Below are 14,851 nucleotides of genomic sequence, written 5' to 3'. Positions count from 1 at the left end.
GCGTGTTGGCTAAAATGGGTCGGCCGGGATTGGTCAATCTCGGCCGACTATATTTGGCTAAATTATTCCGGCGCTAACAATGCGATTAAACATAACGTAACTAGTAGGAAATAGTGGATAGATGGTACATACCACCTTTCAAATATAGAATCGTTAGGAATCTATAATTAAACAGTGGTCTAACAGGTAGTTTAATTTTCTTTATTAAAGCCGTTCATCGTCATTTCGCTACCGTTTACGGACCACTTCAGATTCTGTCTACATAATTGCGTTAATGCGTCCATAATAGGCAAGGCGTTTAGCCGAGGGCCGAGGAACCGGCATCGGCGTCGTAGAGCACGAAGATCGGGAGTAGCATGCATTCGTTTAAGATCACCAATCAATTCCTACTTGATGATGAGCCGTTCACCATCTTGTCGGGGGCGATTCACTATATGCGTGTTCATCCGAGCGACTGGCACCACTCGCTCTATAACCTTAAGGCTCTTGGGTTTAATACGGTCGAAACGTATGTACCGTGGAATCTTCATGAGCCAAAGCCTGGCGTCTTCGATTTTTCTGGCTCAATCGATTTGGCGGCATTTCTTGATGAGGCAGCATCGCTCGGTCTGTATGCAATTGTTCGGCCCTCTCCGTTTATTTGTGCAGAATGGGAATTTGGCGGCATGCCAGCATGGCTGCTGCGCGAACATGATATGAGGCCGCGTAGCAGCGACCCCAAATTTCTTGCTCACGTTACGCAGTACTACGACCATCTCATGCCGATACTCGTCTCGCGTCAGATTGACAAGGGCGGAAACATCATCATGATGCAGGTTGAAAACGAGTATGGATCATATTGCGAGGATAAGGACTATCTTCGCGCGATTCGTCGCCTTATGGTCGAGCGTGGGGTTTCCGTGCCCCTTTGTACTTCCGATGGCCCGTGGCGTGGGTGCCTTCGTGCCGGTACGCTCATTGACGATGATGTGTTGTGCACCGGCAACTTTGGTTCTCATGCAAAGGAGAACTTTGAGGCTCTTTCTGCTTTTCACAAGGAGCATGGAAAACAATGGCCTCTTATGTGCATGGAGTTGTGGGACGGCTGGTTCAATCGCTATGGGGAGAACGTCATCAGACGCGATCCCGAAGATCTTGCCTCTTGCGTTCGCGAGGTGCTCGAGCTTGGAGGATCTTTAAACCTCTACATGTTTCATGGAGGCACCAACTTTGGATTTATGAACGGATGTTCTGCACGCCATACGCATGACCTGCACCAGGTGACATCATATGACTACGATGCTCCATTGGACGAACAGGGCAACCCGACCGAGAAATACTTCGCAATTCAAAGGACAGTTCACGAGCTGTATCCCGATATCGCGCAAAGCAAGCCGTTAACAAAAAAGGCGTTTTCCATGCCCGATATTTCGGTGAGTGAGCGCGTAAGTCTCTTTAATGTGCTCGATATTCTTTCGGAGCCGATTGAAGCCCAATATCCTATGCCCATGGAAGAGATGGGTCAGTCGTATGGATATACGTTATATACCACGACTGTCGAGCGTGACCGTGCAGATGAAGAGCGTATTCGGGTTATTGACGCCCGCGACCGCGCTCAGGTGTTTGTGAACGGTGACAAAGTGGCGACGCAGTATCAGGAGCACATCGGGGAAGATATTCACTGCGTTCTTCCCTGTGAACACAACCGCCTGGATGTTCTGACCGAGGATATGGGTCGCGTCAATTATGGTCACAAATTGCTCGCTGATACGCAACATAAGGGCATTAGGACAGGAGTTTGCGTTGATCTTCACTTTGTTACCGGTTGGGAGATGCGTTGTCTGCCACTCGATAACATCGATAATCTTGATTATTCCGCCGGCTGGGTAGAGGGACAACCTTCCTTTTATCGCGCAAAGTTTGATATATCTGAGCCGGCTGATACCTTTATCGACACTACGGGTTTTGGAAAGGGTGTGGCATTCGTAAACGGAACGAATGTCGGACGTTTTTGGGATAAGGGTCCCATCATGACGCTCTATGTTCCGCACGGTTTATTGCACCCTGGTACCAATGAACTCGTTATGTTCGAAACAGAGGGCGTGTATGATGCGAAAATCTCCCTTCGCTCTGAGCCCGTTATCCGTACACTTGAACAAGAAGGAGTTGAGTAGAAATGATTGTAGGCGCACGAATCGACTTTCGCTTGATTCACGGACAGGTGGCAAACCTCTGGTCTAACGCCCGTCAGGTAAGCCGCTTCATGGTAGTTGACGACGAGGTATCGCAAGATGCTACCCAAAAGCAGGTTCTTCGCATGGCTTGCCCGGCAACTGTGAAGTTGTCCGTGCTTCCTGTCGACAAGGCCGCTGCCAACATCACTGCTGGCAAATATGATGCGCAACGTCTCTTCATTGTTGCGAAAAAGCCTGAGGTCTACGTTCGACTTTTGGAACAAGGTGTTAAGCTTGAGCAGCTCATCGTCGGTAATATGACGACAATGGAGCCGGTCAAGAAGCTGAATCGCAACATTAGTTGCGACCAGGGGGACCTTGACGCATTTGCCAAACTCAAGGCCGATAATCTTCCTATTGTCATTCAGCTGACGCCGCAGGATAACCCAGAGGCTCTCACGCTCTAGTCGAATTAACGCTAGGCCGTGAAGGGGGATGCACGGTTTATATAAGCGTATTGGTATTGTAGAAACTGTTACACCTTAAATAAGGAGTTTACCATGATTGCTTGGTGGCAGATTCTTCTGTTAACCCTGTATGCGGGTTATCAGATTATGGATGAGCTGAACTGGTACACCTGTGCCGGCTCAGCCGTCTTCTCCGGTATGATTACCGGTTTGATTATGGGTGACCTGCAGACTGGCCTGTTTATCGGCGGCAGCATGCAGCTCACCGTCCTGGGCGTTGGTACCTTTGGCGGCGCCTCTCGTATCGATGCCAACTCCGGCACTCTGGTCGCCACTGCCTTTGCCGTGGGTGCGGGCATGAATCCCGAGACGGCTCTTGCCGCCATCGGCGTACCTGTCGCTGCCATTCTCGTTTACACCGATATCGCCGGCCGTTTCGCCAACACGTTCTTCGGTCACATGTGCGATGCCGATATCGAGAAGATGAACTGGGGCGCCTACAACGTACACTACTTGTTCGGTGCCGTTTCCTGGATGTTGTCCCGCATGATTCCGGTCTTCCTGGCTCTCGCATTTGGCCAGGGCTTGGTCGAGGGCATCACCACCGCCCTTAACGGCGACTTGAAGTGGCTGGGTGACGGTCTGTCTGTTGCTGGCGGTGCCTTGCCCGCCGTTGGCTTCGCCATCCTGCTCCGTTACCTGCCGGTCAAAAAGCACGTCGCCTACCTGCTGCTCGGCTTTGTAGTCGCCGCCCTGTTTGGTACGGCCTTCACGAGCATCATGAACCTCAACGCCAACATCGTCGCTGTGAACGGTGCGCTTGGTAAGGGTGCCGTGGATATGGTCGGTATGTTCAATAACATGTCGATGCTGGCGATCGCTATTATTGGCTTTGCTCTGTCTTTGCTGTACTACAAGAACAACCAGCGTCCCGTCGCTGCTGCTGGCGCTGCGGAGGGAGACGACGACGATGAGCTCTAATGAGAAACTCGCCAATGGCACCACTGGCTACAAGATTACCAAGGACGACCTTGCGCAGATCAACCGTCGTAACCTGCTTGGTTTCCAGGATGGTTGGAACTACGAGCGCATGCAACACTCTGGTTATCTCTGGATTATCCTGCCCACGCTGCGCAAGCTGTACGGTGACGGCACGCCGGAGCTAAAGGAAGCCTGCCGCGCCCAGTGCGCACCGTTCTTCAACACCTCAAACTTCCTCAACACGATCATCACCGGTATCGATTTGGCGATCGAGGAAGAGGAGGGCATTGAGGGCCTCGAGGCTGTTGCCGGTCTCAAGACTGGTCTCATGGGACCGCTGGCTTCCATCGGCGATTCCATCTTCGGTTCGCTGCTCCCGACCATTTTTGGCGCCCTGGCTGCCAATATGGCCATGAACGGCAACCCCTTGGGTATCTTCATCTGGGTCGCCGTTAACATCCTTGTTGACTGGTTCCGCTGCAAGCAGACCCACATGGCCTATGAGCAGGGTATGAAGCTCGTCACCACCATGAGCGACCGCCTGAACGCGTTGACCGACGCGGCCTCCGTAATGGGTGTCTTTATGGTCGGTGCCCTGGTCGCAACCAATGTCGGTATCGTCATTGCAGCGAAGCCTGTTATCGGTGGCGTTACCGTTGACTTGCAGAATATCTGCAATATGATTTGCCCCAAGCTGGTTCCTGCCGCGCTCGTCGGCTTCGTATACTGGCTCCTTGGTAAGAAGGGCATGACCTCGACGAAGGCTATCTTTATCGTCTTGGTTCTGTCCATTGCCTTGGGTGCATTCGGTATCATTTGCAAGGGCTAAGTACCCCATATTGTCGCGACATTTGATCCTCAATTAAGATGTGGCGCACACCTCCAAGGCGACTTTATCGCCATATCCCCTGGAGTGTGCGCCTCTTTTGTTTTGTCGGACACCGCTTTTCATAGGCGGTTATGCAGTCATCGTGTTCGATTAATTCATTAAGGCTGCCTTGAAGGGAATATAGTGCAATGCCATTTTGGATTGTCCTGTTCATTTGTGTTGTCGTGGCTTATTTCGCTGTGACCGAAGGAGCGAAAAAATACTTCGATATGAAATTGCAGGTATTGTTTAACTTGGGCTTATACCAAGATTGCATAGACCTGCTCGATCGCAAACTAGCGCGTATAGTAATGTCTACGTATAAGCAGTATTACCTTCGTTTCACTATCTACGAAGCTGCTGATATGGACGCATATGCAGATCGAATGCTTGACCACTTGCTGGAGATGTCGTGCAGCGATAAGCAACGTCGACAGCTTGCGGTTCGCGCATTTAATTTCTATATCAAGACGGGTGACCGCAAGCGGGCGGCGTCCATGTTGGAAGAGATGCGCCCCGTCGTGTCGAAGGGTATTTTGGCGGACAGTCAATTGACCTACGACATAGTCTTTCGCCGTCGGCATGATAAGATCGATGAGATGGAAGCCATGCTAGATACGAACGACCTTGGGTTACGCGGAAAGCTCTATCTGCTGCTCTCATATCAATATGAGAGTAGCGGGAACAAGAGCGAAGCACGTAGATATCGCAACCTTGAAAAGCAGCTTAGAGACGCTCACAGACCTCCCACGATAAAACAAAATACTCACTAAACTTTAATGATGCAGTGGTCGTAAGAGCCCTTTTGAGGGGTTCTATGGCTAGAGAAAGCGAACGGTAGAAAGGTAGATAGAATGATTGGATTTGTACTAACTGGTCACGGTCAGTTTGCACCTGGTTTGAAAAGCGCTGTGGATATGGTCGCCGGCGAACAGCCTAATTTTGAGGTAGTTCCTTTTGCGGGCTCGGAGGCGGTTACTTTTGGTGATGATTTGCGAACCTGCATTGCCAAGATGCGTCAAGCTTGTGATGGCGTATTGGTGTTTGTTGATTTGCTTGGCGGTACTCCGTTCAATCAAGCTATCCCAATGACGACTGAGCTCGATAACGTGACCGTTGTCACCGGAACAAATCTACCTATGTTGGTGGAGCTCGTTATGACGCGTGCGTTTGGAGACCCAACGCTTGATGAACTTGCCGAACGCGCACGGGTCGTTGGTCGTGAGGGAGTCGATCTCAAGAAACTCGAGAGTGCTGACATTGATGAAGACGATGAGATGTAGCGTCGCTATTAGCCCATTTATTGGACATGTTGGTGCGTTACCTGAAGGCTGAAGTATTGGTCAATTGCTCATTACGTGGAGAATATCATGACGTGCACGAGGCACAGACAACCGCTATATGACCAGCTCGTAGATATTCTGATCGAAAAAATTGATCATGAATATCAGCCAGGTGATTTGATTCCGTCCGAACGTGAGCTTGCCGAACGTTTCGGGCTTTCGCGGTCGACTGTCCGGCTTGCAATTCAGGAACTTGAGTATCTTGGTCGGATCGTGCGAAAACAAGGTCGCGGTACGTTTGTTGCCGATCGACTAGCTCAAGCAACAAATCTTACCCAATCGTACAGTTTTACTGAACAGATGAAAGCGATGGGCCGGCTGCCAGAAACAACCATCTTAGAGTTCTGTGAAATGGAAGCAGATAAAACGCTCTCGATGCAAATGGGGATTCATTTGGGTGAAAAGGTATTAAAACTCAAACGTTTACGAATGGCAGATGGTATACCTATGATGGTTGAGCGTAGCTATCTTCCAGCAAGGCTCTTTATTTCACTCAAGCGTCCTCTACTCGAACAAAAGCCCCTTTACGATGTTATTGAGCAGGATTATCAGCAGAAAATTCGAGTAGCGGATGAGGAGTTCTCTGCGGGTATAGCACGTCCATGTGACGCTCGGCTTCTAGGTATTGGTGAGGGTGCGCCAGTTCTGGACATAGTCCGAACTACTCACAACACCCAAAATGATGTTGTCGAGTTCACGCTTTCGGTGGCTCGTGCGGACAAGTTCAAGTACAGAATCTCTCACTATCGAGATACTTTGTGATCGGATACGAGTGCCAACGAAAGAAAAACAGCCTATGACTACTACCCGATTTAACTTTTCAGATTAAGTCTTTGTATATCAGACAATTTAGTAAAGAAAGAGGTATTAGAAATGTTCGAGAAGAGTGTCGAGGAGCTTACCGAGCTCGGCGCCCAGATCACCACGGCCGAGATTGCTCAGCAGCCCGAGCTTTGGCGTGATACGCTCAACATCTATCGCGAGAACAAGGAGGCCATCGAGGCCTTTCTGGCCGAGGCTCGCGCTATGGGCGAGGGCCGTCTGTCCGTTGTCTTCACCGGTGCCGGTACGTCCGACTACGTTGGCGATACCTGCGCCCCGTACCTGCGTCACGCTGGCAACACTGATCTCTACGACTTTAAGCCCATCGCCACGACCGACATCGTGAGCGCCCCGCGCGACTTCCTGCGCGCCGAGGATCCCACGCTCGTGGTTTCCTTTGCCCGCTCTGGCAATAGCCCCGAGAGCCTTGCCGCCGTTGCCGTTGCCAAGGAGCTCGTCCACAACGTCAAGTTCCTCAACATCACCTGCGCTCCCGAGGGCAAGCTCGCCGTTGAGTCTGCCGATGATCCCAACGCGCTGACGCTGCTCATTCCGCGCGCCAACGACAAGGGCTTCGCCATGACCGGTTCTTATTCCTGCATGACCCTGCTCTCTACCCTTATTTTCGATACGGCCTCTGACGAGCAGAAGGCTGAATGGGTCGAGACCATCGCCAAGATGGGCGAGGAGGTTATCGCTCGCGAGTCCGAGGTCGCCGATTACCTGGCTGGCGACTTCAACCGCGTGACCTACTTGGGTTCTGGCTCCTTCGGTGGCCTTGCCCAGGAGAGCCAGCTCAAGATCCTCGAGCTCGCTCACGGCCTGGTTGCCACTTCTTACGACACTTCCATGGGCTATCGTCACGGACCTAAGTCCTTCGTCGACGATAAGACGCTCGTCTTCGTGTTCGTCAACAATGACGCTTACACCCGTCAGTATGACATCGACATTCTCAACGAGATTGGTGGCGACGAGATCGCTCAGCACACCATCGCCGTTCAGCAGGAAGGTGCCACCGTCTATGAGGGTGAGTCCTTCACCTTTAAGGGCTACGAGGCGCTTCCCGAGGGCTACCTTGCTCTGCCGTTCGTAATGTTTGCCCAGGCTATCAGCCTGCTCAACTCCGTGCGCGTGGGCAACACGCCCGATACGCCGAGCCCCACCGGCACGGTCAACCGCGTGGTTAAGGGCGTGACGATTCACCCCTTCACCGCTTAATCGCGTCCCCCTGTAAGGGCGCCCGTCCGCTCATAACGGCGGGCGGGCGCTTTTTGTTTTACGTGAGCTGGGTATAAGCATTACCACAGTCAACTGCTTTAGAAGCGAGGAGTGCATATGAGCACGTACGCAATTAAGGCTGACAAGTTCTTCTTGCCGGCAGGCCCGCAACTGGGCGGCTATCTTATGGTCGAGGATGGCGTTTTTGGCGCCTGGCAGGCCGACGAGCCCTCTTGCGAGATTAAGGACTACACGGGATCGTGGATCGCACCGGGTATGGTCGATACTCACATCCATGGCTTCTACAACCACTCAACTACCGATAACGATCCCGAGGGCATCGATATCAGCTCAACCGAGCTCGCCCGTCGCGGTACCACCAGCTGGCTGCCCACGACGTTCACCGATGGCGTCGAACAGATCAAGGACGCCTGCGCTGCTATCGCCAAGGCGGACGAGGGCCGCGGCCCCGACTTCTGCGGTGCCCGCATTCAGGGCATCTACCTGGAGGGCCCCTTCTTTACCATGAAGCACGTGGGCGCGCAGAACCCCGCTTACCTGATTGACCCCTCCGAGGAGGTTTTCGACCAGTGGCAGGAGGCTGCGGGCGGTCGCATCGTTAAGAGCGCCATGGCCGCCGAGCGCGACGGTGCCGCTGCTTATGCGGCTGCTCTGAACGCCAAGGGCGTGGTGACCAGCATCGGTCACTCCGACGCCACCTACGATGAGTGCATCGCCGCTATCAATGCCGGTGCCAGCTGCTTTACGCATACCTATAACGGCCAGCGCGGTCTGCATCACCGTGAGCCCGGTGTCGTGGGTGCTGCCATGTCCACGCCCGAGACCTACGCCGAGATCATCTGTGACGGCAAGCACGTAAACCCTGCCGCCATCAAGGCACTGCTGCAGGCAAAGGGCTGGCAGCACACGGTGCTCATCACCGACTGCCTGGGCTGCGGCGGCATGCCCGAGGGCAGCTACACCAGTGGTGGCATGGACGTCATCATGAAGGACAACCTGTGCTGGCTCGCCGACGGCAAAAGCATTGCCGGCTCGGTGCTCACGCTTGCCCAGGGCGTCAAGAACATTGTCGATTGGGGCATCGCCAGCGCTGATATCGCCATTCGCATGGCAACCGAGGTGCCGGCTCGCTCTGCGCACATCGAGGATAAGTGCGGCAGCATCATGCCGGGTCGCGACGCCGACTTTGTCGTGTTCGACCATGAGCTCACCCTCGTCGAGACGTATGTTGGCGGCCAGAGCGTCGGCAACGCCTTTACCGAGTAACGATAGAAAAAGACGGCGGGCCCGAATCTGCTCGGACCCGCCGTATGGGTTAAATGCTCAAAAGCACCTTAACAGTTACAGCTTGTTAGCGATCTTCTTTGCCGTGCGCTTGACGCCGGCCACAAGACCCCCCGCGGGATGCTCCTTTTCGTATGCTAGACGCTTCTCGCGCTTGGCATACTCTTCGACGATGATATCGCCATATTCGTCTTCGATCTTGTCGAAGAAGTCGACGGCGCCCTTAATTTCCTCAGCGGTCGGGTGTCCCTTTTGGACACCGCCGGCGAGTTTGAACGGCCCCCACGTATCAAAGCCGGGGCAGCCGTAGACACCCATAAAGATGGCCTGCCTCATGCGGCAGATGCCATCGATATCCTTGCCGTACCACTTGTTTTTGCCACCGTAGGTCATAAGGCCAAACACCTTGTCCTGCGGTTGCAGCACGTTCGTGAGCACGCGTGCCATGTCCTTGTCGATCTCGGAGTAATAGATGCCCGTGGCGACACCGATCAGATGATATTCGTGCAGGTCGGGGTACTCGTTTTTACCGAGTGCCTTGACGTCGAGGGTATCGATCTCGGGGTGTGCCTCGACGATGGCGTCCACGAGCTTTTTCGTGTTGCCGTGATGGCGCGAGGCGTAGAGGATGATGGTTCGCATAAGAAGGCCTTTCAGCTGTAATTGCATCAATGTCTGTATGGTACCCCGTTACATGGCTGGGATACCGGACGCATCGATGAACGTGCGGGTTTGTCCTTTGGTTAGGGCCGAGACGGGTACTTGCGAGCAAAAAGCAGTTGTTCGAAAGGATGGGCAATGGAATACGCTCTCTCCAACGATTCGATTTCTATTAAGGTGTCCACGGCTGGTGGTTCGTTTACCTCGATCGAGGCCGGAGGTCGCGAGTATCTGTGGCAGGGCGATCCCGCCGTGTGGTCCGGCCAGGCACCGATTTGCTTCCCGATTTGCGGAGGCTTGCGCGATAACAACGCCATGACGTTTGCCGGGCATCATGTAAAGCTCGCTCGCCATGGGTTTGCGCGCAAACAGGAGTGGAAGCTGCTGAGCCAGAGCGAGAACGAGCTGGCGATGTGCCTGGCTTCGGAGGATAACGCCGCGCTGCTGAGCGATTATCCGTATCCGTTTAAGCTTGTCGCCCGCTATACGCTCGAGGACGCCGCCGTGCGCGTCTCCTATGAGGTTACCAACGAGGGCACCGAGGACATGCCTTTCTTTATCGGTGGACACCCCGGCTTTAGGTGCCCGCTCGATGAGGGCGAGGCCTATACGGACTACGAGTTGCGTTTTGAGAAAGACGAGGCTGTGGAGCTCTGCACCGCCGTTCCCTCGACCGGATTGATTGACGTGACCAACCGCTCCAAGAACCCCATGGTGGGAAAGACGCTGCCTCTGTCGCATGAGCTCTTCGATTTTGCGGAGACCATCTTTGACGTGCTCGAGAGCCGTCAGGTCACGCTTTCCAAGAAGGGCGAGGACAAGGGCGTCCGCCTGAGCTTTGGGGGCTTCCCATATCTCATTGTGTGGAGCAAGCCCGAGGGCGATTTTGTGGCAGTTGAACCCTGGGGCGGCCTTTCGACCTGCTCCGATGAGGACGACGTGCTTGAGCACAAGCGCGGCTGTCTTATCGCCAAGCCCAAAGAAACCATCGTGCGCTCGTTCACGATCGAGATTCTGTAGTCGCATGTAGCCAATTCGTTTTGCAAGGCATAAGGAGCCTGCGAGATAAGGAGCTAGAAATGATCCTCACCGTTACGATGAACCCGTCCGTCGATACGCGCTATCAGCTCGATGAGCTCATTATCGACGACGTCAACCGCGTGACGCCCGAAAAGACCGCCGGCGGTAAGGGCCTCAACGTGGCCCGCGTCCTGGGCCAGCTGGGCGACGATGTTGTGGCAACCGGCCTGCTTGGTGGTCATATGGGCGCCTATATGGCCGAGCTCATGGATGCCAACGGCATTAAGAATGATTTTGTGCCCATCAAGGGCGAGACTCGCATTTGTCTCAACATCCTCCACGCCGGCAACCAGACCGAGCTGCTCGAGAGCGGCCCGACGATTGCCCCCGAGGAGCTCGATGCCTTTACCGCCAAGTTCGCCGAGCTTGCGAGCAAGGCCGATGTCGTTACCATCTCGGGTTCGCTGCCCCGCGGCGTCGAGGCGGACTACTACGCTAAGATCACGGGCATTGCAGAGAACGCCGGCGCCAAGGTGCTGCTCGATACCTCGGGCGCCTCGCTCGAGGCTGCGCTCAAGTCCGAGGTCAAGCCTGAGCTGGTTAAGCCTAACCTGACCGAAATTAACGGCCTTCTGGGCACGAGCTTTACCACCGACGATGTGGACGAGCTCCGTTCCGCGCTCGCCTCTGACGCCCGCTTCTCCGATATCCCCTGGGTCGTCGTATCCATGGGCGCTGCCGGCTCCGTTGGTTTCCATAACGGCCGTGCGTTCCGCGCCAAGACCCCCGATATCCCCGCCGTTAACGCTACGGGCTCTGGCGATTCGACCATTGCCGGCTTCGCACATGCGATTGCTGCCGGAGCCGACGACGAGACGGTGCTGCGTACCGCCAACACCTGCGGCAAGCTCAATGCCATGGATCCCATGACTGGCCACTTGGTTATGGATCGTTGGGACGAGGTTTACAACGGCGTTGTCGTGACCGAGCTGTAGGAGCTTGTGCTGCGGCCCCGGCATCGGTTGCCAGCTCATGTCGACGACAAGTGCAGTAGCATTATGCCGGGGCGCGACGCCGACACTGTCGTGTTCAATCCCGACCTTACCCTGGTCGAGACGCATGTGGGTGGCAACAGCGTCGGTAATGCGTTTGCCGAGTAGCCGCCAAAGAAACGATCCGAGAGGGGATTTAGATGATTTACGGTGCATTGGGCGATATCGAGGAGTACCGTGGAATGCTCAAGGGCCTCGACGTGCTGATCGACTGGCTCGAGGAGAACGATCCGGCGAAGCTCGAGGTCGGCAGCCATCCGATTCTGGGCGACAAGGTCTTTGCGAACGTCATGGCTCCCACGACGCGTCCCGAAGCCGAGGCTCACTACGAGACGCATCAGCGCTATCACGATCTGCAGATCGACGTCGAGGGTCGCGAGGCCTTTAAGGTCGCCACGGGCAGCCTGACGCTGGTCCAGGAGTTTGACGAGAAGGACGACTACGATCTGGTCGATTCCGACGCCTCGATCGCCGGCGATCTTGCCGACGACAAGTTCGCGCTGTTCGTTGCCGGCGAGCCTCACATGCCCACGCTCGAGTTCCAGGGCGATGGCGCGCAGCCGGTCAAGAAGATTTGCTTTAAGCTGCTTGCAGATGCTTACTGGGAGGAGTAGCGCGCTGCTCGGCTGAGCTGTTCGTGTTGCGAGCGTTATCCCTTGGGGGAGCTCGCTTGGGCCCCGCTGAACGCGGTTCCTTTGGGGATTGCGGTTGGCGGGGCTTTTGTTGAGTAGGAGAGTTTCCGGCGGCGTTGTGCTTGGATTGGCGGAAGCGCGCCCGAAATCAGCAACAAAAAAGCCGCCCGAAGGCGGCTATCTTGTGCAATGGAGCCAGCGACCGGGCTCGAACCGGTGACCCCCGCTTTACGAGAGCGGTGCTCTACCAACTGAGCTACGCTGGCGGCCATGTGATGGCGCAACTGAGGCGTCAACGGCTGTCTATGATACGGGACATCGCAAATCCGCGCAAGTGTTCTGACGGCTTTTCTCACTTTAAATGCACTAATATTGGAGACGCGATGTCTTGCTCTTACGGGTCTCAAACAGAATGGGGCAGCGATGACTCAACCCAAGATTCTTCTCGCACGCATCGACGACCGTTTCATTTACGGACAAGACGTTGAGCTGTGGAACGAAGCCGTGGGTTCCAACCTTGTCCTAATCGTCAACGATGAGATCGCGGCGGACGCTCGCAAGTGGGCCCCTATGAGGGTGGCGACGCCAGAAGGCGTTTGGACGCGCTTTTTCTCGGTGCAAAGGACCATCGACGTCATTCATACCGCAACGCCTCGCCAATTGATTCTGATCATGGTGTCCTCACCCGCCGATGTGCTCGTGCTGGTTAAGGGCGGTGTGCCGATCACCAAGATCAGCATCGGCCATATGCGGGCGGGGGAGGGCAAGCGCTCTGTAACGCCTGCCGTTGCCGTAGACGATACGGACATCGCCACCTTCAAAGAGCTGCAAAAGCTCGGCATAGAACTAGAAATCCGCTATCTTCCCAGTTCCGCCCCCGACCCCATCGGCAATCTGTTCAACTGATCCCTTGGGGACGGAGGAAAACGGATTATTGTACCCTTGCGAGGGACGCGCGCGATGCCGCCTGTCAAAACTATGTCCATTTACTACGTTTGATCGGCTATCGTCGAGCATGTCGAATTTGGGAAAAACAAAACCGCAGGTAGATGGCTCGCAAATGTAACAAAAACCGGTGTATGGTCGAGCATCCCGGGCTAAACGTAGTAAATGGGCATAGTTTTGATATGTCACTCATACAGTCACAGCGAAAATGAGCCCAAAAGATGAAAAAGCGCCCGCCGGCGGTGGTGCCGGCGGGCGCTGCTGTGCGATATGTCGCATTGTGGGCTTAGTGCCTCATAAAGTGGTACTCGATCACATTGCTGTAGGGGTGACCCGGGCCCACAATGCCCTGCGGGAACAGCGGCTGGTGCGGCGTGTCGGGGTACATCTCGGCTTCGAGGGCAAAGCCGGCGCCCCAACCATAGTTGGCGTCGTCCTTGGCGTGCTCGTCGCCCAGCCAGTTGCCGGTGTAGAGCTGCACGCCCGGGGCGGTGGTGAAGTAGTCCAGCTCACGGCCGGTCCACATCTCCTCAACATGCAGGGCGCGACGCAGGTTGCGCCCGTACTGATAGCCATCGATGCACAGGCAGTGATCGTAGCCACGGGCTTGCTTAATCTGCGGGTCGTCGGCCTCCATGCCGGGTGCGACGGGGCGCAGCTCGCGGAAGTCAAACGGTGTTCCCTCGACCGGAGCAATCTCGCCGGTGGGGATGTTCTGCTCGTTAATGGGCAGGTAGTGAGCAGCGTTAGCAACAAAGAAGTGCTCACAGTCCATGCCGGCGTTATGACCGGCAAGGTTAAAGTACGTGTGGTTGGTCATGGACACGTAGGTGGCGCGGTCGCTCTCGCAGCCATACTCGATGCGAAAGACGCCGGTGCGTGTAACGGTAAACACGGCCGTAAAGGTGCGGTTGCCGGGAAGGCCCAGTTCGCCATCCTCAAGCGAGGTGGTCATGCGCACGGCGTTATGGGCCTCGTCGAGCTCAACGTCCCACACGCGTTTATGCAGACCGTGCTCAAGATCGCTGTGCAGGTTGTTGGCGCCCTCGTTGGCGGGCATATGCCAGTCCGTGCCGTCGATGGTAATCGTGGCGCCCGCGGTGCGGTTGGCCACGGGGCCGATGGTCGCGCCAAAGCAGGCGGGGTTGTCAAAGTAATCCTCGAGCTTATCGAAGCCCAGCACCACATCGCGCACGTTGCCGGGAATGTCGGGCACATCGATACCCAGCACGGTGGCGCCATAGTCCATAATGCGAACGCAGATCTCGGGCCCGTTGAGGGTGTAACGATGAACGGGGGTACCGCACGGCGCGGTGCCGAAAAGCTCGGAAGTGATCATTTGGTTCCTAACATCGAGGTATTTCCGACAAACTGTAGCGCGAACA

At 55.2% G+C, this 14,851-nt stretch carries 15 protein-coding genes and 1 tRNA gene; 13 read left to right on the top strand and 3 right to left on the bottom strand.

Features of this window, described 5'->3' with window-relative positions; genetic code table 11:
- Positions 1-356 precede the first annotated feature (356 nt).
- From GPK42_RS00355 to nagA, 9 genes are all read left to right on the top strand, one after another.
- Positions 357-2,153, top strand: a complete 1,797-nt coding sequence (locus tag GPK42_RS00355) for a glycoside hydrolase family 35 protein (protein ID WP_215692696.1) — start codon at positions 357-359, stop codon at positions 2,151-2,153.
- 2 nt (positions 2,154-2,155) lie between these two features.
- Complete coding sequence (locus GPK42_RS00350) at positions 2,156-2,620, top strand: PTS sugar transporter subunit IIB (RefSeq protein WP_006236263.1); 465 nt, start codon at positions 2,156-2,158, stop codon at positions 2,618-2,620.
- A gap of 93 nt (positions 2,621-2,713) precedes the next feature.
- Complete coding sequence (locus tag GPK42_RS00345) at positions 2,714-3,601, top strand: PTS mannose/fructose/sorbose/N-acetylgalactosamine transporter subunit IIC (protein ID WP_006236264.1); 888 nt, start codon at positions 2,714-2,716, stop codon at positions 3,599-3,601.
- Positions 3,591-4,430, top strand: coding sequence for a PTS system mannose/fructose/sorbose family transporter subunit IID (locus GPK42_RS00340; protein ID WP_006236265.1), 840 nt, complete (start codon positions 3,591-3,593; stop codon positions 4,428-4,430). The genes GPK42_RS00345 and GPK42_RS00340 overlap by 11 nt, the downstream gene beginning before the upstream one ends.
- A 188-nt stretch (positions 4,431-4,618) precedes the next feature.
- Positions 4,619-5,242 carry a hypothetical protein gene (locus GPK42_RS00335; protein WP_006236267.1) on the top strand — a complete coding sequence of 208 codons (624 nt, stop codon included), beginning with the start codon at positions 4,619-4,621 and terminating at the stop codon, positions 5,240-5,242.
- An 81-nt stretch (positions 5,243-5,323) separates the two neighbouring features.
- Positions 5,324-5,752, top strand: coding sequence for a PTS sugar transporter subunit IIA (locus GPK42_RS00330; protein WP_040360084.1), 429 nt, complete (start codon positions 5,324-5,326; stop codon positions 5,750-5,752).
- Between the two features lie 87 nt (positions 5,753-5,839).
- Positions 5,840-6,574 (top strand): GntR family transcriptional regulator, encoded by a 735-nt coding sequence (locus GPK42_RS00325; protein ID WP_006236269.1) that lies wholly within the window; start codon positions 5,840-5,842, stop codon positions 6,572-6,574.
- Positions 6,575-6,685: 111 nt separating this feature from the next.
- The gene (locus GPK42_RS00320) at positions 6,686-7,852 is read left to right on the top strand and encodes an AgaS family sugar isomerase (RefSeq protein WP_006236270.1); all 1,167 of its coding nucleotides are present in this window, start codon (positions 6,686-6,688) and stop codon (positions 7,850-7,852) included.
- Positions 7,853-7,969: 117 nt separating this feature from the next.
- Entirely contained in the window at positions 7,970-9,139 is a 1,170-nt protein-coding gene (gene nagA, locus GPK42_RS00315; protein ID WP_117769904.1) for an N-acetylglucosamine-6-phosphate deacetylase, read from the top strand.
- Positions 9,140-9,214: 75 nt separating this feature from the next.
- Here the strand turns inward: nagA and GPK42_RS00310 are convergent, their stop codons facing one another.
- Positions 9,215-9,799: a flavodoxin domain-containing protein gene (locus tag GPK42_RS00310; RefSeq protein WP_055310431.1), complete on the bottom strand. Its 585-nt coding sequence runs from the start codon at positions 9,797-9,799 to the stop codon at positions 9,215-9,217.
- A 156-nt stretch (positions 9,800-9,955) separates the two neighbouring features.
- On the opposite strand from GPK42_RS00310, the gene GPK42_RS00305 reads away from it, so the two are divergent.
- From GPK42_RS00305 to GPK42_RS00295, 3 genes are all read left to right on the top strand, one after another.
- Positions 9,956-10,837 (top strand): aldose 1-epimerase family protein, encoded by an 882-nt coding sequence (locus GPK42_RS00305; RefSeq protein ID WP_215692694.1) that lies wholly within the window; start codon positions 9,956-9,958, stop codon positions 10,835-10,837.
- Positions 10,838-10,896: 59 nt separating this feature from the next.
- Positions 10,897-11,832 (top strand): hexose kinase, encoded by a 936-nt coding sequence (locus tag GPK42_RS00300; RefSeq protein ID WP_055251199.1) that lies wholly within the window; start codon positions 10,897-10,899, stop codon positions 11,830-11,832.
- Positions 11,833-12,029: 197 nt separating this feature from the next.
- Positions 12,030-12,503, top strand: coding sequence for a NanQ anomerase/TabA/YiaL family protein (locus GPK42_RS00295; protein ID WP_117772916.1), 474 nt, complete (start codon positions 12,030-12,032; stop codon positions 12,501-12,503).
- Between the two features lie 208 nt (positions 12,504-12,711).
- On the opposite strand, the gene GPK42_RS00290 is transcribed toward GPK42_RS00295, so the two are convergent.
- A tRNA-Thr gene (locus tag GPK42_RS00290) sits at positions 12,712-12,787 on the bottom strand.
- 157 nt (positions 12,788-12,944) lie between these two features.
- Here GPK42_RS00290 and GPK42_RS00285 point away from each other — a divergent pair.
- Entirely contained in the window at positions 12,945-13,427 is a 483-nt protein-coding gene (locus GPK42_RS00285; protein ID WP_215692692.1) for a PTS sugar transporter subunit IIB, read from the top strand.
- A 325-nt stretch (positions 13,428-13,752) separates the two neighbouring features.
- Here GPK42_RS00285 and GPK42_RS00280 read toward each other — a convergent pair whose 3' ends face one another.
- Positions 13,753-14,805, bottom strand: coding sequence for an aldose epimerase family protein (locus GPK42_RS00280; protein ID WP_215692690.1), 1,053 nt, complete (start codon positions 14,803-14,805; stop codon positions 13,753-13,755).
- Between the last annotated feature and the right edge of the window lie 46 nt (positions 14,806-14,851).

The sequence above is a fragment of the Collinsella aerofaciens genome, assembly GCF_018785265.1.
Taxonomy (GTDB): Bacteria; Actinomycetota; Coriobacteriia; order Coriobacteriales; family Coriobacteriaceae; genus Collinsella; species Collinsella aerofaciens_AI.
Note: the sequence above shows the minus strand (reverse complement) of the source record. Positions and strands in the feature narration are given on the sequence as shown.